Below are 24,843 nucleotides of genomic sequence, written 5' to 3'. Positions count from 1 at the left end.
GGTATGATGTTCACAAAATATGACAATGCGATCATGACCAAGGTCCGGGCGATGTATGGAAAGATGCTCACCCCTTCCCAATATGAGGAGCTTATCCACAAACATACCGTCCAGGAAATCTCCGCTTACCTGCGGGATGAAACCCCCTACGGAGCGGAAATGGAATGGCTGAAGGACTCCCAGGTCCACCGGGGCCAGCTGGAAAACCTGGTGCGAAAAGAGGAGTTTTACCAGTATACCCGGCTGATGAAATATGAGCGCACAAAGAACAGTATTTATAACTTTGTTATTATGGACGATGAGATTGATGTTATCCTCTCCTGCCTGCGGTATCTGATTTCTGGACGCTCGGAGGAATTTGTTGTCAATGTCCCGTCGTTTATCGGGCCGTATACGTCCTTTAATCTGTTTTCTTTAGCGGCGGTGAGAACCATTGACGATCTGATCCAGGCTCTCTCTACAACGCCTTACGCAAAGGTGATCCAGCGCTGCCGGATGCTGAAAACTGTCAATGGGCAGATTGATTACACCTCCTATGAAGTGGCGCTGCGCACCTATTATTTTCAGACCATGCTGGACTGGATCAAAAAGAACACCTATTTTACCACCCGCCGGCAGCTGACCGAGATTATTAACCGGCAGGCGGAGCTGCTGAACATTACTTCTATCTACCGGGCGAAAACCTTTTTCCAGATGTCCCCTTCAAAGATAGAAAAGTTGATGCTTCCCTTTGAAGGCAAGATAAAAAAGAAAACACTCTCTCAACTGATCCACGCCAGGGACGAGGGGGAGTTTTTACAGCTTATGTCCCAGACGGCATACGGCAAACAGATCCATCCTAAGACCGAATTTATCGAAAATGCTGTCCATGCCGTCCGGTATGAATGCAGCAAAAAATATTTGCGTTTTTCTCAAAACCCCCAGGTAGTATTTGTAAGTTTTATGCTAATGTGCAGTGTGGAGGTGGAAAACATCATCCGTATTATCGAAGGGGTCCGCTATCAGCTGGCCCCGGAAGAGATTTCCCGGATGCTGTATATTTATTGACCGCAGTGAGAGCGGGGGCGCTTTTCGGCGGCCGGCCGGTTTTTCGTGGGGACGAAAAACCGCCGTATAGTTTAGGAAGATTTCATGGGGATGAAAAGCTTCCTGGGTTCTTTGTTTTCTCTCATGGGGATGAGGGGAAAACAGAGAGGAAAATTCAATAGGAAAGTGTAGGTGGGTAACATGTCGATTGCAAAAATGTCGCTGGTCAGTCTGACAGGCGGCATGGATGTGTTAGACGATGTTTTAATGCGGCTGTACCGGCAGGGGGATTTTCATCCGGAACAGGCGCTTCAGTATGCCGGCGCTCGAGGATTTGAGCCGCTTAGCGGCGAAAATCCGTATTCCGGCTTGCTGAGTAAGATTACAGAAATTGGCCTGGACGCGGGGATGAAGCTTCAATATGAGCCGCCCAAAGCTTCCGGCCAGACAGACGCCCGGCAGTACAGCCGGCAGTATTATCAGGATTTTTACAACAAATTTAACGATGAGCTTACCTATTTAAATAAACGAAGGAATTTTTTAAGGGGAGAGATCGAGCAGGACGAAAACGCTTTGGTGCAGTTAAAGCATATTGCCGCCCTGGAAGTGGATTTCGACGAGCTGTTCTCCTGTGAATATATTAAAATCCGATTCGGGCGGCTGCCGGTGGACAGCTACCCAAAGCTGAACTATTACAAGGACCGGATGTTTGTCTTTGTGCCCTTTGATAAGGATAAGGAGTATTATTGGGGGGCTTATTTTACTTTGGAAGAAAACGCGCCGGATATTGACAATGTGTTCTCTTCCTTGTATTACGAGCGTATCCGGGTGCCGGATTTTGTCCATGGAAAACCGGAAGAGGCGTTTGCCGCCATTGAAAAAGAACTGGCGGCTAACCGGCAGGAGCTGGAACAAGTAAAAAGCCGGCTGGAGGAAATTGTGAGCCAAAACCGGGAAGAGTTTCGCCTGGTTTACAGCACGCTGAAGTTTTTAAACGATTCCTTTGGCCTGCGCAAATATGCGGCGGCCTTAGGAGGGAACTTTTATATTACCGGTTTTATTCCCCAGGAAAAGGAAAAAGCGTTTCAGGAAGAATTTAAGGCTTTGCCCGGGGTTGCGGCGGAAATAAAACCCCATGACTCGGACAAACGGCTGCAAACGCCGACCAAACTGAAAAACGGCTGGTTTTCCAAACCGTTTGAGATGTTTGTGGAAATGTACGGCCTTCCTTCCTACACGGATATCGATCCTACCGGCTATGTGGCTTTTACCTATTGCCTGCTGTTCGGGATTATGTTCGGTGATTTGGGCCAGGGGCTGCTGCTGGTGATCGGCGGGGCGCTGGTGTGGAAATGGAAACGGATGAATATTGCCAGGGTAATTAACCGCATTGGAATATTCTCTTGTATTTTTGGCGCCCTGTATGGATCGGTGTTTGGTTTAGAGCATGTGTTGGACCCGCTGTATACCAATCTGCTGGGGCTGCCGGGGAAACCCATTGAGGTGATGGATCCGGCGATGACAAACGTGGTGCTGGTAGCGTCTATCGCCTTAGGCGTAGTGCTTATCTGCTCCTCCATATTGGTCGATATTTATATCGGTTTGCGCAAGAAAGATCTGGAACGGGCGCTGTTTTCCGCCAATGGAGTAGCGGGATTTATATTCTATGCTTCTGTGCTGGCAGGCGGAGTAATGCTTTTGTTAAAGGGAGTGAACCTGTTCCATGCCCCTTATGTGATCTGCCTGTTGGTACTCCCGCTGACGATTATTTTGTTTAAAGAGCCGGTAGGAAAACTGGCGCGGGGATTTCGTCTGCGGGAAGCAAAACCCAAGGATGGGATGGGCTCTTATCTGACGGAAGGAGCCTTTGAGCTGTTTGAGGTGGTGCTCAGCTTCTTTTCCAACACCATGTCTTTTTTGCGGGTGGGCGGATTTGTCTTAAGCCACGCGGGAATGATGGCGGTAGTGCTTACCCTTTCGGAGATGGTAGGCTCCGCAGGCAGTCTTTTGGTGATGATTATCGGCAATCTGTTTGTTATGGCAATGGAAGGACTGATTGTAGGCATCCAGGTGCTTCGCTTGGAGTTCTATGAGATGTTCAGCCGGTATTTCGACGGGGACGGCGTACCCTTTACCCCCATTGCTGTAACCCCTTTTAAAAACCGCGCTTAAAGTTTAGCGGATGATATAAATGATGGATGAATAATTGGAGGTTATTGATGATGTTGTTTTTAATTCCTATGGCGGCTGTCCTTCTTGGAGTAATTATGTTTTTACCTTTTTTTAAAAAAGAGCATACCATGGCAAATCCCAGAAAACGGGTGGCGCTTAACGCGGGAGTTTTCCTGATTTCCGTTTTGTTGATTGTGATGCTGGCTATGGGCGTCAGCGCCCAATCGGAAGAGCCTCAGACCGGGGAGGCCGCGCCAGCCAGTCAGACAGCCTCTGATTCTTCCGGCAGCAACGGCTATATGGCGGCGGCTGTAGCGGTAGGTCTGTCCTGCCTGGGCGCCGGCATTGCCATTGCGTCCACCGCTCCCGCTGCAATCGGGGCGTTTTCTGAAGACCCCAAGGCCTTTGGTAAGGCGTTGATTTTCGTAGTATTAGGCGAAGGCGTAGCGCTGTATGGGTTGCTGATTTCTATTTTGATTATTAATAAACTCTAGGCGGGGCAGCCCCCGCCGGCGGTTCTTTGGCCCCAGGGACAAAGGAACAAACGGTCTCTTTTGGGCCAAAGGCGAGGCTTTCAGGGGCGGCGGGCCTTGCGCGGGGCGTTTTCACTGACAGCTTTTTGGTTCCGATAATGCCTTGGCGGCCCGGGGAAAACAAATAATGCGGTAAACCTAAAAAAAGGAGGGGGAGCGGTTTTGCGGTTCTATACTTTAAGCGACAACGTGGACACCCATATGGGGATGCGTCTGGCCGGGATTGAGGGGGAGGTTATCCATACGGCCCAGGAAGTGAGCTCGGCGCTGGAACGGGTGATGAAAAACCCTCAGATCGGCATTGTGCTTATGACAGAAAAGCTTATTAATACCTGCCCCCAGCTGATTTATGAATATAAGCTCAAACAAAAGCGTCCGCTGATTGTGGAAATTCCTGATCGCCATGGGTCGGGGGATGTGTCCCAGATGATCGAGCGGTATGTAAGCGAAGCTATCGGTATTAAATTGTAAAGCGGGGTGAGAGGATGGCTCAGGCGTCGGATGACAAAGTATTCCAGTTTGAAGAGGCGATTATGGCAAAGGCCGCCCGGCAGCAGCAGGAAATCCTCGACGAGGTAAAAAAGATCAAACATCAGGAACTGGAAGCGGAAGAAAATAAACTGCTGGGAGAATTATATACAAAAATTCAGCAGCAGATGAAAGATATGAAAACCCAGAATACGAAAAAAATTTCCCAGGAAACAACCGCGCTGAGAAAACAGATGTATCTGCAGCGGGAGCAGTATCTAAAGGAGATTTTTGCCAATGCCCGGATGAAATTAATAGAGTTTTCCAAGTCGGCCGAGTATGAAACTTATTTGGTAAATAAGGTTTCAAAGCTGGCAGAGGCATATCCTTTTCCCAAAAATCAGCTTAGGATCAACACAAAAGATCTGCCGCTGAAAAACGCGCTGGAGAAGGCCTGTCCTGGGGCCGATATTGTTACAGATGATGAGAATATCTTAATTGGCGGGGTGATCCTGTTTAACGCTGTCCACAGCGTGGAAGAGGACTGCAGCCTGGACGCCGCGTTGCGGCAGCAGAAAGACTGGTTTTATAAAAATTCCGGCTTTCACTTTTAATGGTCGCAGAGGGGTGATATCTTGAGTGAAAATGTAGTTTATTCCATCAACGGCCCGGTTGTCACCGTCCGTGATACCCAGGATTTTCAGATGATGGAAATGGTATATGTGGGGAAAAACCGGCTGATTGGCGAAGTGATCAATATTTCTAAAAAACGCACTACCATTCAGGTGTATGAGGGAACTACCGGTCTTCGCAAGGGAGATCCGGTGCTTGGTACCGGCGGGCCGCTGTGCGCCAGCCTGGGCCCGGGGATTATTTCCAATATTTTTGACGGCATTCAGCGGCCCCTGGCAGAAATCGCTTCCAAGGAAGGGGCGTTTATCAGCGCCGGCAGCGATATTCATTCTTTGGATACAGAAAAAACCTGGACGGTAACCATGAAGGTGGCGCCTGGAGAGAGGGTAAAGGGCGGGGATATTTTTGCCCTGTGTCCGGAGAGCTCGATGGTGGAACACCGGGCGATGGTTCCTCCTGCCCTGGAAGGAACGGTGATTTCCGCGGCGGAAAATGGAGAATATACCGTAAAAGACGTCCTGGCAGTAATTAAAGATGACAAAGGAAAAGAACATTCCCTTTCCCTTTCCCAGAAATGGCCTATCCGCAGAGCCCGTCCGGTCAAAGAACGGCTTGCCATCGACCGGCCGCTGATTACGGGACAAAGGGTGATCGATACCCTCTTCCCTATTGCCAAAGGCGGTACCGCCGCGGTGCCGGGGGGATTTGGAACGGGAAAAACCATGACCCAGCATCAGCTGGCCAAATGGTGCGACGCGGATATTATTGTATATATCGGCTGCGGCGAACGGGGCAACGAGATGACCCAGGTGTTAAAAGAATTTGGAGGACTGATCGACCCAAAATCCGGCAGGCCGTTAACCGACCGCACCGTGCTCATCGCCAATACTTCCAATATGCCGGTAGCCGCCAGAGAAGCTTCTATCTATACGGGGATCACGTTAGCGGAATATTACCGGGATATGGGATATCATGTGGCGGTGATGGCGGACAGCACTTCCCGCTGGGCGGAGGCGCTTCGGGAAATTTCCGGGCGGCTGGAAGAGATGCCTGCGGAAGAAGGCTTTCCCGCTTACCTGCCCTCCCGAATCTCCCAGTTCTACGAACGGGCGGGCTATATGACCAATTTAAATGGAAGGGAAGGATCCGTTTCTATTATTGGGGCGGTCTCTCCCCAGGGAGCGGACTTCTCTGAACCGGTAACCCAAAACACCAAGCGGTTTGTTCGTTGTTTTTGGGCGCTGGATAAATCTTTGGCGTATGCCCGGCATTACCCGGCGATTAACTGGAATACCAGCTACAGTGAATATCTGGACGATCTGTCCGGATGGTACCGGAAGAATATTTCTCCGGACTTTTTGCTCCGGCGCCAGCAGATTGCTTCTTTGCTGCTGGAAGAAAACAAACTGATGGAAATTGTAAAACTGATTGGTTCGGATGTGCTGCCGGACGATCAGAAGCTGGTCATTGAAACGGCAAAAATTATCCGGGTGGGCTTTTTGCAGCAGAATGCCTATCATAAAGAGGATACCTATGTCCCTTTGTCCAAACAGCTTAAGATGATGGAAGTAATTTTATATTTCTATGACAAAGCCAAAGCATTGGTAACCAAAGGGGTGCCTATTTCGGAGATTGCCGCCGCAGGACTGGTTGACAAGCTGACCAAGATGAAATATGACATACCCAACAGCCAGCTGGAGCTGTTTGATGATTACTATAAACAGATCGATGAAAAACTGGCCGGCTTAGACCAGCAATTTTAAGAAAGGGCGTGGGTGAAGAATGATACAACTGGTAGGCCTCAGCGATATCAACGGGCCGTTAATCGCGCTGGACAGCGCGTCTTCCATCGCCTTTGATGAAATGGTGGAGTTAACCCTAGACAGCGGAGAACGCCGGTTTGGACGTGTGGTTCAGATCGATGGGAACCGAGCGGTAATTCAGGTGTTTGAAGGCACTTCCGGTATGGCGCTGGATAATGTGCGCACCACCCTGTTGGGTCACCCGGTGGAACTGTCCCTTTCCCCGGAAATTCTGGGGAGGACCTTTAACGGGGCCGGCCGGCCTATTGACGGGCTGGGACAGGTGTTCAGCGAAAAAAGCCAGGATATTAACGGGAAACCATTAAACCCGGTGAAACGGGAATATCCCAGAAACTATATTAACACTGGAATTTCCTCCATAGACGCACTGACTACCCTGATCCGGGGGCAGAAGCTGCCTATCTTTTCCGGATCCGGTATGAACCATAACAAATTAGCGGTACAGATTGTCCGTCAGGCCCAGCTTTCCGGGGAAGGAGCGGAAAATTTTGTGATTGTTTTTGCCGCTATGGGAGTAAAAAATGATGTGGCGGACTATTTTAAACGGTGCTTTGAAGAATCCGGGGTTATGGAAAAAGTAGTCATGTTTTTAAACCTTTCCAACGACCCGATTATTGAACGTATTTTAACTCCCCGCTGCGCGCTTTGCGCGGCGGAATATCTGGCCTTTGAGAAAAATATGCATGTGCTGGTAATTATGACGGATATTACCTCCTACTGTGAGGCGCTGCGGGAGTTCTCCTCCTCCAAAGGGGAAATTCCCGGAAGAAAAGGATATCCGGGTTATCTGTATTCAGATTTGGCCAGTTTGTATGAACGGGCGGGGGTAATTGAAGGATGTCCCGGTTCGGTTACGCAGATCCCTATTCTTACTATGCCGAATGATGATATTACCCATCCGGTGCCCGATCTGACAGGATATATTACAGAAGGGCAGATTGTTTTGGACCGTACGCTGGACCAGACCGGGATTTATCCCCCGATTTCTGTACTGCCTTCCCTCTCTCGACTGATGAAGGACGGCATCGGCGAAGGATATACCCGGGCGGACCACAGCGCCTGCGCCAATCAGCTGTTCGCAAGCTATGCCAAGGTGCAGGACGCCCGGGCGCTGGCGTCAGTGATCGGCGAGGAGGAACTTTCGGATATTGATAAACAATATTTGTACTTTGGCCGGATGTTTGAAGAACATTTTGTAAACCAAGGATTTGAGGAAAACCGTCCCATTGCCCAGACCTTGGATTTGGGTTGGGCGCTGCTTTCTCTGCTGCCCCGGGAGGAACTGGACCGGGTGGACGATAAGCTGCTGGAAACCTATTATCAGCCGGAAGCGGCGAAAATGAAATTCAGCCCCAAGGAAGGCTAGAGGGGAAACTGGCCCCGGGGGCTCCGGCTGCCGTGTGAAACACGGCAGGCCCGGCCTTTGGCCGGGCACGGCGAAGCCGCCGGAGCCCCCGGGCTCAAGCGAAGGAGGAACATCATGGATCAGATGAATATCACCCCAACCAAAGGGAACTTGATCAGCACCAACAAATCCCTGCAGCTGTCGGTTGTGGGCTTTGACCTTTTGGACCGCAAGCGCAATATTCTGATCCGGGAGATGATGCTGCTCATGGATAAGGCAAAACAGCTCCGGGGAGAAATTCGGGAAACCTACGAAAAAGCGTATAAGGCGCTGCAGGAGGCGAATATTACCCTGGGGGTGGTCCAGGAACTGGCCATGGCAGTGCCGATTGACGATGGCGTGACCATTACCTACCGCAGCGTTATGGGGGTAGAAATTCCTAACGTCCATTGGGAAGAGAAGGACTATGGGATTTGTTATGGGCTGGACCAGACCAACTCCCGGTTTGACTACGCTTATGTGTGCTTTAAAAAAGCGAAACAGATTACCGTGCTTTTGGCAGAGGTGGAAAACAGCGTTTACCGATTGGGAAACGCGATCCAAAAGACCCAGCGGCGGGCAAACGCACTGGAAAACATCGTTATCCCGCGCTTTCGCAATACGGTAAAATTTATTGGGGATTCGCTGGAAGAAAAAGAACGGGAGGAATTTTCCCGGCTGAAAGTGATAAAAGAAGTGAAAATGAAGTCGCAGGAAGAAGAAATATGATGGATTATGTACGGATTTGGTCAAATTTCTTGACAACCAAGAAAACTGATTGTACACTTAATAAAGCAAAGACGACTATATGAAACTAAATGACAAAATGCTGAAAAGTTACGTCCTTTAGGAAGAGGTAATGATCAGCGCGCCGCCATAGGAGGCTTCACCGATAAGCGCTGGAGACCCGTATGGCGTTTATTTTTGCCTTTTATTGTCTGAAGCAGGCGGTGGACATATAGGATGCAAACCGGCGCCCGGGAAGGCAGGCAGACCCTGCCCGCCTATTTGGACAAGCTTTGCAAACAGGGACGGATTCGCTTGGAGACCGCCAAGGAAAGTGCGGAAGATATAGAAAAGCTGAAAAGGTATTTATCCTAGATTTCGACAGAAAATACGCATAAAGGGGCGTATACTATGACCTTAGGGAAAAAGGGAATCCTACTCAAGCCAATTTTACTGTTGATTGCTGCTGTTTTAGGGCTCGTCTTTACCGGCGGGTGGTATTTGCATGCGGTTCAGACGACGCTGGCACAGGAGACAAAAGGATATCTTTCGGAGGTTGCTCAGCAGGGAGCCCGCCTTGTTTCCAAACAGATTGAAAGCGATCTGGAAACCTTAGAAGGGATTTCCGCTGTGATGGGATCGGAAAAAACCTTTGATATCCAGGAACAGGTAAGCCGATTAAACCGTCAAAAATTCTCCAGGAGATTTTTAAGAATGGGGATTATTTCTGTTTCTGGGATTGCTTACACCACAGACGGAGAAACCATGGATTTTTCCGACCGGGAATATTACCAGCGGGCGATGGCAGGGTTTTCCACCGTTTCCGACCGGCTGATTGACCGAATCGGCGGCGGGGTGATTAATGTTTATGCTGTGCCAATTTACCACTACAGCGGGCAGCTGCCGGTAGGGGTGCTGTTTGCAACATTTGATACGGGATTTTTGGTAGATACTTTGGATGTGTCCACTTTTGACGGAGAGGGATATTCTTATATTATAGACGCCGACGGAGAAATTGTAATAGAGACCCACCATCCGAAAGGAATAGAAGGAGCGAAAAACCTGTTTGATATCGTGGAAAAAGACGACGGTTTTTCCAAACAGGAAGAGGACGCTATCCGAGAAAATTTGAAAAAAAAGCAAGACGGCGGATTTTCTTACCAGTATGAGGGCGAGAAAAGATATTTAAATTATACGCCCATTGGAATTAACGACTGGTTTGTACTTTCGGTGGTTTCCGCAGATGTGATTACCAAGCGGTCGCTGCAGATGAGTTTGCTTACCCTGTTTGCCTGTTTTGTTGTAGCGGCGGCTTTTTTGGGACTGCTTATTTATAATATGCGCCGGGAAAAGAAAAACCGGGAGAAACTTCGGCAGCTGGCTTACAAGGACCGGCTTACCGGCGGGCGCAACTGGAATAAATTCTTGCTGGACGCACAGGAGATATTAGCATCCAGTTCGGAATACCATTATGCTATGATTATTTTTGATATTGATAAATTCAAAGTGTTTAACGATCTGTTCGGACACGATGCAGGCAATGAGATGCTTTGTTTCATTTGGGGGATCTTGAAAGACTGGGCCCAGGAGGGGGAAGTTTTCGCGAGGGTGTCCTCGGATAACTTTGGGGCGCTTATCCGCTACACCGAGCCCCATCAGCTGGAACAGCGCCTGCACACCCTGGCCGATCAAATTTGCGGAGCAAGCGGCGGCAACCATCAATATGAGATTATCCTTTCTTTCGGGGTTTATCTTATCCATGATAAAACGTTAGATGTGAGTCGGATTAGAGATCGGGCTACCATTGCAAAACGGCGAATTAAAGGAAGCCATGAAAATAAAATTTCCTATTACGACGAACAGCTTCGCTCGGAGATTATTCGGGAAAAGGCGATCGAGGATCAGATGGAGGCAGCCCTTGAAAATCAGGAATTTCAGGTGTATTTTCAGCCGAAAGTTTTTTTAAGCACCAAAAAAATTGCCGGGGCGGAAGCCCTTATCCGCTGGGAGCACCCCCAAAAAGGGCTTTTGCTGCCAGGGGATTTCCTTCCGGTGTTTGAAAAAAATGAGTTTGTCATCCGTTTGGATAATTATGTTCTGGACCAAGTGTGCCAGAGGATCAGCCGATGGCTGGAACAAGGGTATACCCCTATTCCGGTGGCGGTGAATATTTCTCGGGTAAATTTGCATGACAGCCAGTTTGTCGCCAAGGTAAAGGAAACTGCCGCGCGCTGGAAAGTGCCGCCTAAACTGATAGAATTGGAGCTTACAGAAAGCGCAGCACAGGAATTTAAGGATACTCAGCAGCTGGCGCAAATGATGGAAGAACTCCAGCAAGATGGCTTTAGAATTGCCATGGACGATTTTGGGACCGGATATTCTTCCCTTAATCTGCTTAAGGACCTGCCGGTGGATGTGCTGAAATTGGACAGGGAGTTTTTTGCGGCGCAGCCGCAGACCTCCCGAAGCCAAACGGTAATCCGCGACGTGATATTAATGGCAAAACATTTGCATATAATGGTTGTAGCAGAAGGCGTGGAAACCAAAGAGCAGTTGGATTTGCTGGACGGGACCGGATGTGACATAGTCCAAGGATTTTATTTTGCCCAACCCATGTCTGCAGAGGAATTTGAGCGGCAGATATTTTAAAAATAAAGGGGGGTCCAGCAAGAAATGCGGATATTTTATATTGCGGCAATGGTATCCCTTTTGCAGATATCTGCTTCCCCATCTCCTAATTTTCAGGCAATCCTCTTAGGGCTTTGCGTTTTTTTAGCAGTGGCGCTGGCGGTGGTAACGACAGCGTTTGTCGTTCGCTTCAAGGCCCTTAGAGAACCTAGGGAGAAACTGCTGGACGCAATCCATAAAGGAAGAGACGGGGATTATTCCCAAAGGGTGGATTATCACAAAGAAAATGGAATGGGAGAAATTTGTCTGGCGTTTAATCTGCTGATGGATAACATTCAGGAAAATCATCGGAAGGTGCTGCTCAATGAAGAAAGATACCGGCTGGTAGCGGAACAGTCGCAAAATATTATCTACGAATACACGTTTGCGGACGATACCTGCCGGTTTTATTCCTCCGCTTGGAAACGGCTGTTTGGCCGGCCAATGGAAATACCGGGTTTTTCCAAAGCGCTGGAAACCTCGGAGATTATCGATACACAGGATCGGCAGATACTAACCGACGTACTGGGCCGGTTTGAGCGGGGGGAAAGTTTCCAACGGGCAGAAGTCCGGATGAAAAAAACAGACGGCAGCTGGCATTGGTGCTCGATAAGGGCTTCCGTGATTTTAACCAGGCAGGGTGCGGCGGAAAGAATTGTAGGGCGCATAGAGGATATTGACCGGCAAAAACAAGAAAATGAACGGCTGCGGATCAAAGCGCAAAAGGATCTGCTTTCCGGGCTTTATAACCGGGAAACGACTCAGCTTTTGGTGGATAAATTTTTGGAGAACAATGGAGAAAATGGGTTTCATGCATTGATTGCCATAGACATTGATAATTTTAAACAGATCAACGATACCAAAGGACATCTGTTAGGAGATCAGGTGATTTCCACCTTCGGGGAAAAGCTGTTCGCCCAGTTTCGCAATTCTGATATTGTTGGACGGGTAGGCGGCGATGAATTTGCCGTGCTGATGAAAAATATAAGTCAGGATCAGCTGGAAAGAAAGGCGTCGGACCTTTTGCAGGCGCTGCATTTTTCTTTGGAAGAGGACAGGGAGACCTACACTTCCTGCAGTATCGGCATCGCGTGTTATCCTCAGGATGGACAGGATTATGTCCATCTGTTTCAGGCGGCGGATCAAGTGCTGTATTGTGCCAAGCGGGCGGGAAAAAACGGCTACGTACTTACTGACGCGGGGCGCTTGAGCTTCCCTGCCCCTTAAAAATTTTTATGAAAAAGGGCGATGACGGGTTTGACCGTCATCGCCCTTTTGGGAGAGAGGGCCTGTATGTTTAGATTCATAGGATGATTTCCCCGCAAACCTTGACAGCAGGTGGGTTTGGGGGTATGATAGTACGGTGAAAAAATCTGATAACATAGGAAGTTTTAAAGATGAATATCAAACGGGATGAACTGCGAAATATCGCGATTATAGCTCATGTAGACCACGGTAAGACCACCTTGGTGGACGGGATGCTCAAACAAAGCGGCACCTTCCGGGAAAATCAGGTGGTACAGGAGCGGGTGATGGATTCCAACGACATTGAGCGGGAAAGAGGAATTACCATTCTGGCCAAAAACGCCTCCTGTCAGTATGGCGATGTAAAGATCAACATTGTTGATACCCCAGGACACGCGGATTTTGGGGGAGAAGTGGAACGGGTTTTAAAAATGGTCAACGGGGTGCTCCTGTTGGTGGACGCGGCGGAAGGGCCGATGCCTCAAACCCGGTTTGTATTAAGCAAGGCCCTGGAGCTGGATTTGGCGGTCATTATTGTGGTCAATAAAATTGACCGGCCGGACGCTCGGGTATATGAAGTGATTGATGAAGTGCTGGAACTGCTCATGGATTTGGGCGCTTCAGATGAACAATTGGACAGCCCCATGGTGTTCTGCTCCGGACGGGACGGCACCGCCTCCTATTCCCCGGATAAGGAAGGCACAGATTTAAAACCGCTTCTGGATACGATTGTGGATTATATTAAAGCGCCTCAGGGAGATCCGCAGGGTCCTACTTCTGTGCTGGTATCTTCTATTGATTACAATGAATATGTAGGGCGTATAGCGGTAGGACGCATTGAAAGAGGCACCTTAAAACAAAACCAGGAAGTAGTGGTGTGCGACTACCATGATCCGGATTTAAAAAGCAAGGCGAAGATTACTGCTATTTATCAGTTCAGCGGGGTTAACCGCACCCAGGTGGACAGCGCTACCGTAGGGGATATTGTTATGTTTTCCGGTATTGAAAATGTCAATATCGGCAACACGGTATGCTCCCCCGAGCTGGTGGAACCAATTCCTTTTGTAAAAATTTCCGAGCCTACGGTAGAGATGACCTTTTCGGTAAACAACAGTCCTTTTGCAGGCAGAGAAGGCAAATTTGTCACCTCCCGCCAGCTGCGGGAACGGCTGTATCGGGAGCTGCTGCGGGATGTTTCCCTTCGGGTATCCGATGGGGACAGCGCGGACAGTTTTATCGTATGCGGCCGGGGAGAAATGCACCTTTCTATTTTGATTGAAAATATGCGCCGGGAAGGGTATGAATTTCAGGTAAGCACCCCGAAGGTATTGATGAGGGATATTGACGGCCAGAAGTGCGAGCCGTACGAAGAATTGACCATTGACGTTCCGGCGGAGATGTCCGGGGCAGTGATGGAAAAAATGGGCCCCAGAAAAGGAGAACTGCAATCCATGGACCCTATGGGCAGCCGGATGAGAATGGTATTTATTATTCCGGAAAGAGGGCTGTTCGGTTATAAAAACGAATTTTTAACCGATACCAAAGGGGAGGGCATATTAAATACCCTGTTCCATGGCTATGCTCCTTTTAAGGGGGAAATTCCCCGGCGCAACTATGGTTCCCTGATTGCTTTTGAAACTGGTGAAGCGGTGACCTATGGGCTGTATAATGCCCAGGAGAGGGGCACTTTGTTTATTGATCCGGGGGAAGCTGTTTATGCGGGAATGGTAGTGGGAATGTCCCCAAAAGCGGAGGATATAGCGGTGAATGTATGCAAAAAGAAGCATGTCACCAATATGCGCGCCTCCGGAAGCGACGAAGCTTTGCGCCTGACTCCGCCCAGAAAATTTTCTTTGGAAGAAGCGCTTGAGTTTTTAGGAGAGGACGAACTGCTGGAGGTTACCCCAAAAAATATCCGTATCCGCAAACAGATTTTAGACCATGCCCAGCGTATGCGTGCTATTATGAAAAAATAAAAAATCACCGCCTTTCGATAGAAACGAAAGGCGGTGATTTTTTCCAGCTGCGTTTTGGCAAATCAATGATTTGCCCCCGCCTTTGGCGGGAAAGGCCCTTGGGGTTTTGAGGCGCAGGTTGCAAAGGGCAGAGCAGGGTTTCGCGGTGCTGCGAAACCGCCCCGGACAGGGTCCGGGGACAAAAGGCAATTTTGCCGGCATGTCTTTCTAGCCGCGTTTTGGCAAATCAATGATTTGCCCCCGCCTTTGGCGGGAAAACCCCTTGGGGTTTTGAGGCGCAGGCTGCAAAGGGAAGGACGGGGTTTCGCGATACTGCGAAACCGCCCCGGACAGGGTCCGGGGACAAAAGGCAATTTTGCCGGCATGCCCTTTACTCTTTACGGAAAATCTGCGCCTCGAAAGGATGGAGCTGTCCCTCCTCCCAAATGGGTTTGCCGCAGTAGTTGGACAGAAGGACTTTTCCCTTGGGTGGATAAGGATCCATTTTAATTAGTTTATCCGTTAGGTTGAGAATAATATAAATCTCCTCTCCATTTAAGGCGCGTTTATAATAATAAATATCCTCATGGTCTGGAAGAAGATCTTCAAATTCCCCGTAAATCAGCGTTTCGCTGTTTTTGCGAAGGGCAATTAGTTTTTTGTAAAAGGATAATACAGAATGAGGATTTTGAAGCTGTTCCCGGGCGTTGATCTGGCGGTAATTGGGATTGAGTTTTATCCAGGGAGTCCCTGAGGTAAAACCGGCGTTTTCGCTGTCCGTCCACTGCATGGGGGTGCGGGCGTGATCCCGGCTGATATAATTGGCCCGTTCCAGCGCCTTGTGCAGATCAAATCCCGGCAGTTTGGAATGGACCCGCAGCCAGTTAAGCAATTCCACATCCCGAAAATCCTCAAACCGTTCCATTTTAATATTCGTCATCCCCAGTTCCTCCCCTTGATAAATAAAAGGAGTTCCCTGAAGAGTATGAGTTAAGGCGCCCAGCATACAGGCGCTTTCATACCGGTAGTTTTTATCATCTCCAAACCGGGATACCTGGCGAGGCTGGTCATGGTTGGAAAGATAATTGCAGTTCCAGCCTTTGCCGTTTAAAGCGTACTGCCAGCGGGTGAGCGCCCGTTTTAAATCCAGGGGACGATAGGCGCCGGAAATGTATTTGTCCTCCCCCTCGGTATCAATTCCCATATGTTCAAACTGGATGATCATATTTAACTCCTGCCGGGAAGGATCGGTATATTTTATTCCTTCCTGGGGGGAAGTAAAAGAAGCCTCCCCTACAGTCATACAATCATAACGGGACAGGACACGTTGATACATTTCATGGAGGTACTCATGGTTTTTTGGGAGATTGACATGATATTTAAATCCTTTTTGAAAAGGACGGTCATTTTTTACCGGGGCGTTGGGAAAGGACATATCTTTGGCATACATGTTCATTACATCTATCCGAAATCCATCAATTCCCCGGGCAAACCAAAACTCCATTAAATTGTATATTTCCTCCCGCACCTTAGGGTTGGACCAATTTAAATCCGGCTGTTTTTTACTGAACAAATGCAGGTAATATTGGTCGGTAGGGGGATCATACTGCCAGGCTGATCCGGAAAAGATCGATTCCCAATTGTTGGGAGGCCCGCCGTTTACACTGTCCCGCCAGATGTAATAATCCCGATAAGGATTGTCCCGGGATTTTTGGCTTTCGATAAACCAAGGGTGCTCATCGGAAGTATGATTTACCACCAGATCCATAATCAAGCGCATACCGCGGGCATGAGTTTGTTTAAGCAGCTGGTCCCAATCTTCTAAACTGCCGAATTCCTCCATAATTTTTTTATAATCGGAAATATCATAGCCATTGTCGTCGTTGGGAGACTGATATACCGGGGAAAGCCAGAGAACGTCTACCCCCAGGTCCTTCAGATAATCCAGCTTGGTTAAAATTCCAGGGAGATCTCCGATTCCATCCCCATTTTGATCACAGAAGCTGCGGGGATAAATCTGATAAACCTCCGCTTCTTTCCACCATGCTTTTTCCATGGGCGTCCCCTCCTTTTTCACTTTTTTAAAAATAAAGCCCCCGCCAGGAAATTTTTATTTGCCCGGGAGGGTTCGGCGGCCCCCAGGCGGCAAAAGCCGCATCCGGGCGCGGCCCGGTTCAGCCGCGAAGCGGCTGCCGGGGGCCGCCCGTCAGCCATCAGGTTTTAACGGCCCCTTCTGAAATTCCTTTGATAAAGTATTTTTGCAAGGACAAAAACACCACCACAATCGGCAGGATAGAGATCAATACCGCCGGGAAGATCAGCTCCCAAGGACTGCCGTACTGTCCGGACAGAATTTTAGCGAAATAAAGTTCCAAAGTAAGGGTTTTTACTCCGCTGGAATTGCCGATTACCAAAAATGGCAGCAGGTAGTCGTTCCAGATCCACATGCCATTTAAGATAATAACGGTAACGGTGGTGGATCGAAGCAGCGGAAATACGATCCTGAAAAACACCTGTAAAATGTTGGCCCCGTCAATTACCGCCGCTTCTTCAATCCCTTGGGGGACGCTTTTAATAAATCCATGGTATAAAAACACACTCATGGAAAGACCAAAACCGCCGTACATAATAACCAGCCCGCCCATATTTTTCAGCCCCAGCATATCCATAAAATTAAGCAAAGGATACATGATCGACTGAAAAGGGATCAGCATCGCAGATACAAAAAACAGAAAGATAACGCCGCTTGTTTTGGTTTTATTTCTTACCATAATCCAGGCGGCTAAAGAAGAAACCACGACAATAAGGATTAAGGAGGCCAGGGTGATTAAAAAGGTAATACCCAAAGAACGAAAAAAGTTAATTTTTTCCGCCGCATTGGACAAATAGGAAAAATCCCAAAGGGAAGGGAGGGACAGCGGATTGCGCACGATCTCCGACTGGCTTTTAAAGGAGTTTACCAGAAGAAAATAAAGAGGCGCTAAGGTATAAGCCGCCAGCAAGGTCAGTACTATGTAAAGTACGACTTTGCTCCCATGAAACCGGCGGGTAGTGGCCTGGGCTTTTTGCTCCATTACAGCTCAACCTCCTGTTTTTTTGTCACGGTCACCTGAGTTAAGGTAATTATCGCGATCATAATAAAGAAGATGACCGCCTGCGCCTGGGCAAGACCATAATCCGGAGGGGTGGTATCTTTGGTAGTGCGCAGAATCTGCATGGCCAGCATCCGGGTGTTGAAATCTCCGTTGGTGAGGGCAATGTTTTGATCCAGCAGTTTAAAAGAATTGGCCAGGGTTAAAAATACGCAGATGGTAATCGACGGCATGAGCATAGGCAGGGTGATGTTTTTGAACCGCTGCCAAAGGGTAGTGCCGTCAATTTGCGCCGCTTCATATAAATCCCCTGGGATGTTGTTGAGCCCTGTGACATATACAATCATCATATATCCTGCCGTCTGCCATACCATCATGATCACCAGGGCAAAAAGAGCCTTGGTTTGATCCTGCAGCATATAGGAAAAAAAGTCCACCGGAAATATCCCGTTGGGTCCAAACAACAAATCGGTATACAGAGAATTAAAAATAATCTGCCAAATATAACCTAAAGCCAGACCGCCTAACAAATTTGGCATAAAAAAGATCGTGCGGTAAGCCCCGGAGCCTTTGGAAATTCCCGTGACCATGAGCCCCAGTGCCAGTCCCGCGGCATTAATAGCAATTACCGCGACCACCGTGTAGCGAAGGGTATACCACAGACTGGACATAAATTTTGGGTTTTTAAAGGCTTTTACATAGTTTTGCAGGCCGACAAAAGATTCATACCACTCCCCGCCGCCGGCAAAATATGTTCCCCGCCAGCCGGTAAAAGAATATAAAATCCCCAAAAGGAAGGGGATGAGTATCACCATGGCGAATAGGATCAGCGCCGGAAGCACCAGCGGATAAAACCATTTTTTATAATAACCGGTCATGAGTGTCCTCCTCAAAGTAAACGCAGACATTCCAGGGAAAAGCGGGCCGTACGCCGAACGCGCGGCCCGCCGTAAAGAAAACGGACGGCTATTGATTCATCATTTCTTTCCATTTGGAGATAGCATAATCCGCGATAGAACCATAGTCTTCTTCCGTCCAGGTTTCCTTGGTCAAATATTTTTCCATAATTTCCAGCCCTACCGTATCGCCGCCCCAGGAGGCAGGAGCTCCGTTATAAGGCGCGGAAAGGGTTTTGCCCGCCTTCATAAAGTTCAGAATGCTTTGTCCCAAAGAATTGGATAAGGTGGTAGTAGCGGGATCTGCGTTATATGGGATGAACTGGAAGTCCTCTGTCACATAGCGCTTGCCTTCTTCTGTGGTGTTCAGCCAAATTAAAAAGTTTTCCGCCGCGGCAATGGTTTGGGTATCCTTATTGGCATTGATGGCATAATACATGGGGACAAACACCGGGATGGTGCTGTTAAACTCCTCCACCGTCCAATCTCCAGCAACAATATCCTCCTGGGTCAGGGGGATTTTTACCGGCACAAAGGTAAGGCGGGAGGCTTTTTCTTCGTCCAGCGCGGACACCTGAGGCGCTACCCAGTTGCCGTTTTTCATAAATAATGCTTTTCCGTCGACAAACCGCTGAAGGGTGGAGTCATAACCATAGTTGGTAGCGACAATAAAATCGTTGCCTCGTTTGGCGCCTGCCGTATCGCCGGCGGCATAGGAGGTTTTTAAGTCAAGAGCCCTGGCAAAGGCGGAAAAGGGGCCTTTGAGCTGGTCAAGCTGCTCCTGTGTAGCGGAGTTTGCCGCCGCTACATTGGGGAAAACAGCATTGATCGCCACATTGAGCATATGATCTCCATAGGTCCATTTTTCCGAAGCGGCTACGGCGAATACGCCGGTCAAATTTTCGGCCAGGCCGGTTTTTTGCCCTTTAAAGGTATAGGTGTTGCCGTTTAAGGTAACAGTGGCGGCGGATGGAGCCTTGATATAAGCGTCCACCGCTTTGACAAAAGCCTCGAACTCTTCATAAGAACAGAATACCAAATCGTTGTAGGCAGCCTGCATATCTCCGTCGATCAGGTCCGCCAGCATCTGGGTATCCATAATATAGCCGTAGCCTTCCACGTTATAAGGAATACCGTAGCTGTTGGTACCGTCTGTGGTTAGGCGGAGCCCCTCGGGAATGGCGTCTACCAGCGCTTTAAATTCTGTATTATCCGTAACCGAACTTAAATCCAAAGCCGCGCCGCTGTCCTTCCATTCAATCAGCTCTTTCAAGCCTTGAATAGTAAAAATTGCCGGCTGAGCGTCCGCCGCGCCCTGCATCTCCGCGCGCAGGGTTTCCATATGGTCCTGACCGGAGCCGATAGAAAAAGAGCGCACTTTAATTCCGGTGGCCTGCTCATAGGCTTTGCACATGGCGGTAAACTGTTCGGCATTTTCTCCTTTAGAGTTATAGATATACAGCTCTTTTACCGATCCGGCAGTATTGCCGCCCGCAGAGGAGGAGCCAGAAGAAGAGCCTGGGTTCTCGTTCTTTTTAGAGCATGCTGAAAACATGGAAATTACCACGGCCAGCATACAAATTACTGAAAGTAGCTTGGTAAATTTTTTCATAATTTTACTCCTTTACATTGATACATTGCCCTTTGTAAGTATCGTCAGATGATAACGCAATATACTGGGGCGGGTTTTTAACAATTCATTTTCACGTGGTAGTATACCCGCATCTGTAAAAAAATAATCGCCGGATTTTTGAAAAAACGGGGATTTTTAAAAAGGTATAAAGAAAGCGTAAAAATTAGCTGGCAAAACATACAAAAACAGCAATCCAAATTGGGGAAATGAAGGAGAAGATTGTGAAAATTTACTCAAAATTTGTTGGAAAATTCGTAATTTTGGCTTTAAAACAAATTGACCCTTTGTTAAAACAATGTTAGAATAATTTTGTGTAGCTATAAATACAGGGGTAAGTATCATATGAAAATGACATTAGGAATTGATATAGGTTCTACCACCGTAAAACTGGTGGTAATCAAAGAGGGGCAGGTTGTACAAACATGGTACGAGCGGCACCTTTCCCAGGTGCGCTCAAAAACCCTGGAACTGATCCAGCAGGCAAAGGAGCAAATCGGCGGGGACCCTTTTCATATCGCGGTGTCCGGCTCCGCCGGGCTGGGTGTTGCCAAGGCGGCGGACCTGCCGTTTATCCAAGAGGTGTTCGCTACCGGCGAAGTGGTCAAAAAAAGCGTCCCGGATACGGATGTTGTGATTGAGCTGGGAGGCGAAGACGCAAAAATTATCTTTTTTACCGGCGGCCTGGAGGAGCGGATGAACGGCTCCTGCGCGGGGGGAACGGGCGCGTTTATCGATCAGATGGCCACCCTTTTGGACGTTACCCCTGGGGAACTGGATGAACTAAGCCTGCGCAGCGAAAAAATTTATACCATCGCTTCCCGATGCGGCGTATTTGCCAAATCGGATATTCAGCCTCTTTTAAACCAGGGGGCGAGAAAAGAGGATATTGCCGCTTCCATTTTCCAGGCGGTGGTGGATCAAACCATCACAGGCCTGGCGCAGGGAAGGCGCATTGAAGGGAAAGTTCTGTTTTTAGGCGGACCGCTGTATTACTTTAAAGGTTTGCAGCGCCAGTTTGTAAAGTCTTTGGGGCTTACGGAAGAAACCGCCGTATTCCCGGAAATGGGAAGGTACGCCGTTGCCATTGGCGCGGCCTTGTACTCCCAGCAGAGCGGCCCCCAGCTTACTTATGATCAATTGGTGGAACGCTTGCAGCGGGCTGCCACACAAGCGCCCCAGACCCGGCGGCTGACGCCTCTGTTTGAGAAAGAGGAAGAATACGAAGCGTTTTGCGACCGGCATGCCAAGGCGTCGGTGCCGCTGGCCAGCCTGGAGGACTACCAGGGAGACGCTTATTTAGGCGTGGACTGCGGCTCCACCACCACAAAACTGGTGCTTATGGCCCAGGATGGGTCCATACTTTATGATTATTACAGCGCAAATAAAGGCAACCCGGTAGAGATCGTGCGTCGGCAGCTGGAAACTTTGCTCCCTCTATGTCAGGGACGCATCACGATTAAAGCAAGCGCGGCCACTGGATACGGGGAGGACCTGATTAAGCATGCGTTTAATATCGACGCCGGTCTGGTGGAAACTATGAGCCATTTTAAGGCCGCCCGCAGCTTTAATCCCAAGGTGGATTTCATTTTGGATATCGGCGGACAGGACATTAAGTGTTTTAAGGTGCGCAACGATTCCATTGACAGCATTATGTTAAACGAAGCGTGTTCTTCCGGATGCGGTTCGTTTATCAGCACCTTCGCCCAATCGATGGGGTATGATGTGGAAGAATTTGCCAAATTGGGACTGTTTTCCAAATATCCGGTGGATTTAGGTTCCCGATGCACGGTATTTATGAACTCTTCCGTGAAGCAGGCCCAGAAGGAGGGTGCTACGGTAGAGGACATTTCCGCCGGGATCTCTATCAGTGTGGTCAAAAACGCGGTATATAAGGTGATACGGGCATCCTCCGCCCAGGAACTGGGAGAAAATATTGTGGTTCAGGGCGGTACCTTTTTAAACGACGCGGTACTGCGCGCCTTTGAAATGGAGCTTGGACGCCCGGTGGTGCGCCCCCGCATTGCGGGGCTGATGGGGGCTTATGGGGCGGCGCTGTACGCCCGGGAGCTGGGACTCTCCCGCTCTTCCCTGATTACCATAGAGCAGTTAAGTCAGTTTGCCCATACCTCCAAATCCACCGTGTGCGGTTTGTGCGGCAACCACTGCAACCTGACGGTGAACAGTTTCGGCGGCGGAAAGCGGTATATTTCCGGCAACCGGTGCGAGCGTCCTTTGGGGCGGCAGCAAAGCGAGCCTTTGCCAAATCTGTACCGGTACAAGCTGGAGAAAATCAAGGCCCTTGTCCCGGTGGAAGGCTGGCGGGGGAAAATTGGGATACCCTTGGGGCTGAATATGCTGGAAAACCTGCCCTTTTGGTTTGCGTTTTTTACCAAACTGGGATTTGAGGTGATCCTTTCGGGGATTTCCACCCGGTCCATGTATATTAAAGGACAGTTCTCTATTCCTTCGGATACGGTATGCTATCCGGCCAAGCTGCTCCATGGCCATATTGAGACCTTGCTGGAACAGGGAATCAAAAATATTTTTTACCCCTGCATGACTTATAATTTTGACGAAAAAACCGGCGATAACCACTATAACTGCCCGGTAGTCGCCTATTATCCTGAGCTGCTCCACGCCAATGTGGAGGGGCTTAATAACGTAAACTTTATTTATCCTCATATCGGAATCCATAAAAGAAATACCTTTGCTAAAAAAATCCGGGAAGAGCTGCTTGCCTTTTTCCCTGAACTCACCCTGCGGGAATGCAGGCAGGCGACAGAGGCGGCTTATGAAGCCTATGAGCAGTGGATGGCTGATGTGAAGGCCGAAGGCCGCAGAGCCATCGATATTGCCCGGGAAATGGGGAAAAAGATTGTGGTTTTATCCGGCCGGCCGTATCATATCGACCCGGAGATCAACCACGGAATCGACGAGCTGATCTCCTCTTTTGGGATTGTAGTGGTCAGCGAAGATTGCGTAGCGGACCTGGTGGAGCCGGCAAAGGTACAGGTGCTCAACCAATGGACCTATCACGCCCGGCTGTATAACGCGGCCAAATACGTATGCACCCAGCCGGATATGCAGCTGGTGCAGCTGGTGTCCTTTGGCTGCGGGATCGACGCGATCACCACAGATGAAGTGAGAGAAATTTTGGAGAGCCGCGGGAAGCTGTACACCCAGCTGAAGATCGATGAGATCACCAACCTGGGCGCGGTGAAAATTCGAATCCGCAGCCTTTTGGAAGCGGTCAATGAAAGGGAAAGAAACAATGGCGTCTGAAGATAGAGTGCTTTTTACCAAACAGATGAAAAAAGACTATACCATCCTGGTGCCCACAATGCTCCCGATCCATTTTAAACTGATGATCCATATTTTTCGGGAGTATGGATACAAGGTGGAGCTGTTGGAAAACGCAGGTAAAAATGTGGTGGACAGCGGCCTGCGCAACGTTCACAACGATACCTGCTATCCGGCGCTTCTGGTCATTGGACAGATGATCGACGCGCTGGAAAGCGGCAAGTATGATATAAACAAGGTAGCCCTGCTGATCACTCAGACCGGCGGCGGATGCCGGGCCTCCAACTATATTAATCTTTTGCGCAAGGCCCTGAAAAAAAGCGGTTATGGACATATTCCTGTGGTGTCTCTAAGCTTGGGAATGGAAAAAAACCCAGGGTTTAAGATTACTCCCCAGATGATGAACCGGATTTTTTACGCCCTGTTTTACGCTGACCTGCTTATGCTTTTGGCCAACCAGTGCCGTCCGTATGAAGTGCACAAAGGGGAAACCGATCAGCTGGTAGACAGATGGGCCGAGCGCTTGACCCAGGAGATGAAAGGCCGGGGGATTTTAAGCTATAAAAAGGTCAAGGAAAACTATCGGCGGATACTAAGCGATTTCGCGGACATTGCCCGGGCCAAACAGGAAAAGGTCAAGGTGGGGGTTGTTGGGGAAATTTATGTGAAATTTTCCCCTCTGGGCAACAACAACCTGGAAGAGTTTCTGCTGAGCGAAGGGGCGGAGGTGGTAGTCCCGGGACTGTTGGACTTCTGCTTATACTGTATCTATAATATCCTGATGGATTACAAGCTGTACGGCATGGGCCGCTTTAAAGTGGCGGCGTTTCGCAGGGTGTACAGGATGCTGGTGAGAAAACAGGGGGATGTAATCCGTATCATCAAAGAGCAGGGAACCTTTCGGGCGCCGGGATATTTCCCCCATACCGTCTCTTTGGTAAAAGGGTATTTAAGCCATGGGGTGAAGATGGGCGAAGGCTGGCTGCTTACAGCGGAAATGCTGGAGCTGATTGAACAGGGAGTGCCCAATATTGTATGCACCCAGCCGTTTGGATGCCTGCCTAATCATATTGTGGGCAAAGGTATGATGCGGCTGATCAAACAAAAAAATCCGGATTCCAACATTGTAGCGGTGGATTACGATCCGGGAGCGACAAAGATCAATCAGGAAAACCGTATTAAATTGATGCTGGCCAACGCTGCGGCCATCGCACAGGCAAAACAGCCTCAGGAACAATCGTCAGAAAAGCAGCTGCAGTTTATATAAACGGCGGACACCAGAAAGGAAAA

The 24,843-nt window shown here is 49.1% G+C and carries 17 protein-coding genes; 13 read left to right on the top strand and 4 right to left on the bottom strand.

All coding sequences use genetic code 11. The annotated features are described in order from the left end of the window. Positions 1 to 3 precede the first annotated feature (3 nt). From H8705_RS11945 to typA, 11 genes are all read left to right on the top strand, one after another. Positions 4 to 1,047, top strand: coding sequence for a V-type ATPase subunit (locus tag H8705_RS11945; RefSeq protein WP_262396017.1), 1,044 nt, complete (start codon positions 4 to 6; stop codon positions 1,045 to 1,047). Positions 1,048 to 1,227: 180 nt separating this feature from the next. Continuing rightward, the gene (locus H8705_RS11940; protein WP_262396016.1) at positions 1,228 to 3,198 is read left to right on the top strand and encodes a V-type ATP synthase subunit I; all 1,971 of its coding nucleotides are present in this window, start codon (positions 1,228 to 1,230) and stop codon (positions 3,196 to 3,198) included. A gap of 47 nt (positions 3,199 to 3,245) precedes the next feature. Next, positions 3,246 to 3,692, top strand: a complete 447-nt coding sequence (locus H8705_RS11935; protein WP_262396015.1) for an ATP synthase subunit C — start codon at positions 3,246 to 3,248, stop codon at positions 3,690 to 3,692. Positions 3,693 to 3,893: 201 nt separating this feature from the next. Continuing rightward, on the top strand, positions 3,894 to 4,202 hold the full coding sequence (locus tag H8705_RS11930; protein ID WP_262396013.1) for a V-type ATP synthase subunit F: 309 nt from the start codon (positions 3,894 to 3,896) through the stop codon (positions 4,200 to 4,202). A 14-nt stretch (positions 4,203 to 4,216) separates the two neighbouring features. Further along, entirely contained in the window at positions 4,217 to 4,813 is a 597-nt protein-coding gene (locus tag H8705_RS11925; RefSeq protein WP_262396012.1) for a V-type ATP synthase subunit E, read from the top strand. Positions 4,814 to 4,834: 21 nt separating this feature from the next. Then, a complete protein-coding gene (locus H8705_RS11920; RefSeq protein WP_392392098.1) occupies positions 4,835 to 6,595 on the top strand; it encodes a V-type ATP synthase subunit A in 1,761 nt (586 codons plus the stop codon). 19 nt (positions 6,596 to 6,614) lie between these two features. Then, positions 6,615 to 8,021, top strand: coding sequence for a V-type ATP synthase subunit B (locus H8705_RS11915; RefSeq protein WP_262396011.1), 1,407 nt, complete (start codon positions 6,615 to 6,617; stop codon positions 8,019 to 8,021). Positions 8,022 to 8,135: 114 nt separating this feature from the next. Further along, a complete protein-coding gene (locus H8705_RS11910; RefSeq protein ID WP_392392097.1) occupies positions 8,136 to 8,768 on the top strand; it encodes a V-type ATP synthase subunit D in 633 nt (210 codons plus the stop codon). A gap of 408 nt (positions 8,769 to 9,176) precedes the next feature. After that, a complete protein-coding gene (locus H8705_RS11905) occupies positions 9,177 to 11,414 on the top strand; it encodes a bifunctional diguanylate cyclase/phosphodiesterase (RefSeq protein ID WP_262396010.1) in 2,238 nt (745 codons plus the stop codon). Positions 11,415 to 11,438: 24 nt separating this feature from the next. Beyond that, complete coding sequence (locus H8705_RS11900) at positions 11,439 to 12,659, top strand: sensor domain-containing diguanylate cyclase (protein WP_262396009.1); 1,221 nt, start codon at positions 11,439 to 11,441, stop codon at positions 12,657 to 12,659. 170 nt (positions 12,660 to 12,829) lie between these two features. Next, positions 12,830 to 14,653, top strand: a complete 1,824-nt coding sequence (gene typA, locus H8705_RS11895; protein WP_262396008.1) for a translational GTPase TypA — start codon at positions 12,830 to 12,832, stop codon at positions 14,651 to 14,653. 370 nt (positions 14,654 to 15,023) lie between these two features. Here the strand turns inward: typA and H8705_RS11890 are convergent, their stop codons facing one another. From H8705_RS11890 to H8705_RS11875, 4 genes are all read right to left on the bottom strand, one after another. Continuing rightward, on the bottom strand, positions 15,024 to 16,688 hold the full coding sequence (locus H8705_RS11890) for a glycoside hydrolase family 13 protein (RefSeq protein ID WP_262396007.1): 1,665 nt from the start codon (positions 16,686 to 16,688) through the stop codon (positions 15,024 to 15,026). Between the two features lie 157 nt (positions 16,689 to 16,845). Continuing rightward, a complete protein-coding gene (locus H8705_RS11885) occupies positions 16,846 to 17,706 on the bottom strand; it encodes a carbohydrate ABC transporter permease (RefSeq protein ID WP_262396005.1) in 861 nt (286 codons plus the stop codon). After that, entirely contained in the window at positions 17,706 to 18,602 is an 897-nt protein-coding gene (locus H8705_RS11880) for a carbohydrate ABC transporter permease (protein WP_262396003.1), read from the bottom strand. The genes H8705_RS11885 and H8705_RS11880 overlap by 1 nt, the downstream gene beginning before the upstream one ends. Positions 18,603 to 18,690: 88 nt before the next feature. Beyond that, positions 18,691 to 20,232 (bottom strand): carbohydrate ABC transporter substrate-binding protein, encoded by a 1,542-nt coding sequence (locus tag H8705_RS11875; RefSeq protein WP_262396002.1) that lies wholly within the window; start codon positions 20,230 to 20,232, stop codon positions 18,691 to 18,693. 363 nt (positions 20,233 to 20,595) lie between these two features. Here H8705_RS11875 and H8705_RS11870 point away from each other — a divergent pair, with 363 nt between their 5' ends. Together H8705_RS11870 and H8705_RS11865 are read left to right on the top strand one after the other, a co-directional pair. Next, positions 20,596 to 23,535, top strand: coding sequence for an acyl-CoA dehydratase activase (locus tag H8705_RS11870; RefSeq protein ID WP_262396001.1), 2,940 nt, complete (start codon positions 20,596 to 20,598; stop codon positions 23,533 to 23,535). Next, on the top strand, positions 23,507 to 24,820 hold the full coding sequence (locus H8705_RS11865; RefSeq protein WP_262396000.1) for a 2-hydroxyacyl-CoA dehydratase: 1,314 nt from the start codon (positions 23,507 to 23,509) through the stop codon (positions 24,818 to 24,820). Before H8705_RS11870 ends, H8705_RS11865 begins: the two co-directional genes overlap by 29 nt. Positions 24,821 to 24,843 lie beyond the last annotated feature (23 nt).

Source organism: Youxingia wuxianensis (assembly GCF_014385085.1).
Taxonomy (GTDB): domain Bacteria; phylum Bacillota; class Clostridia; order Oscillospirales; family Ruminococcaceae; genus Youxingia; species Youxingia wuxianensis.
This window is presented reverse-complemented; position numbering and strand designations above follow the sequence as displayed.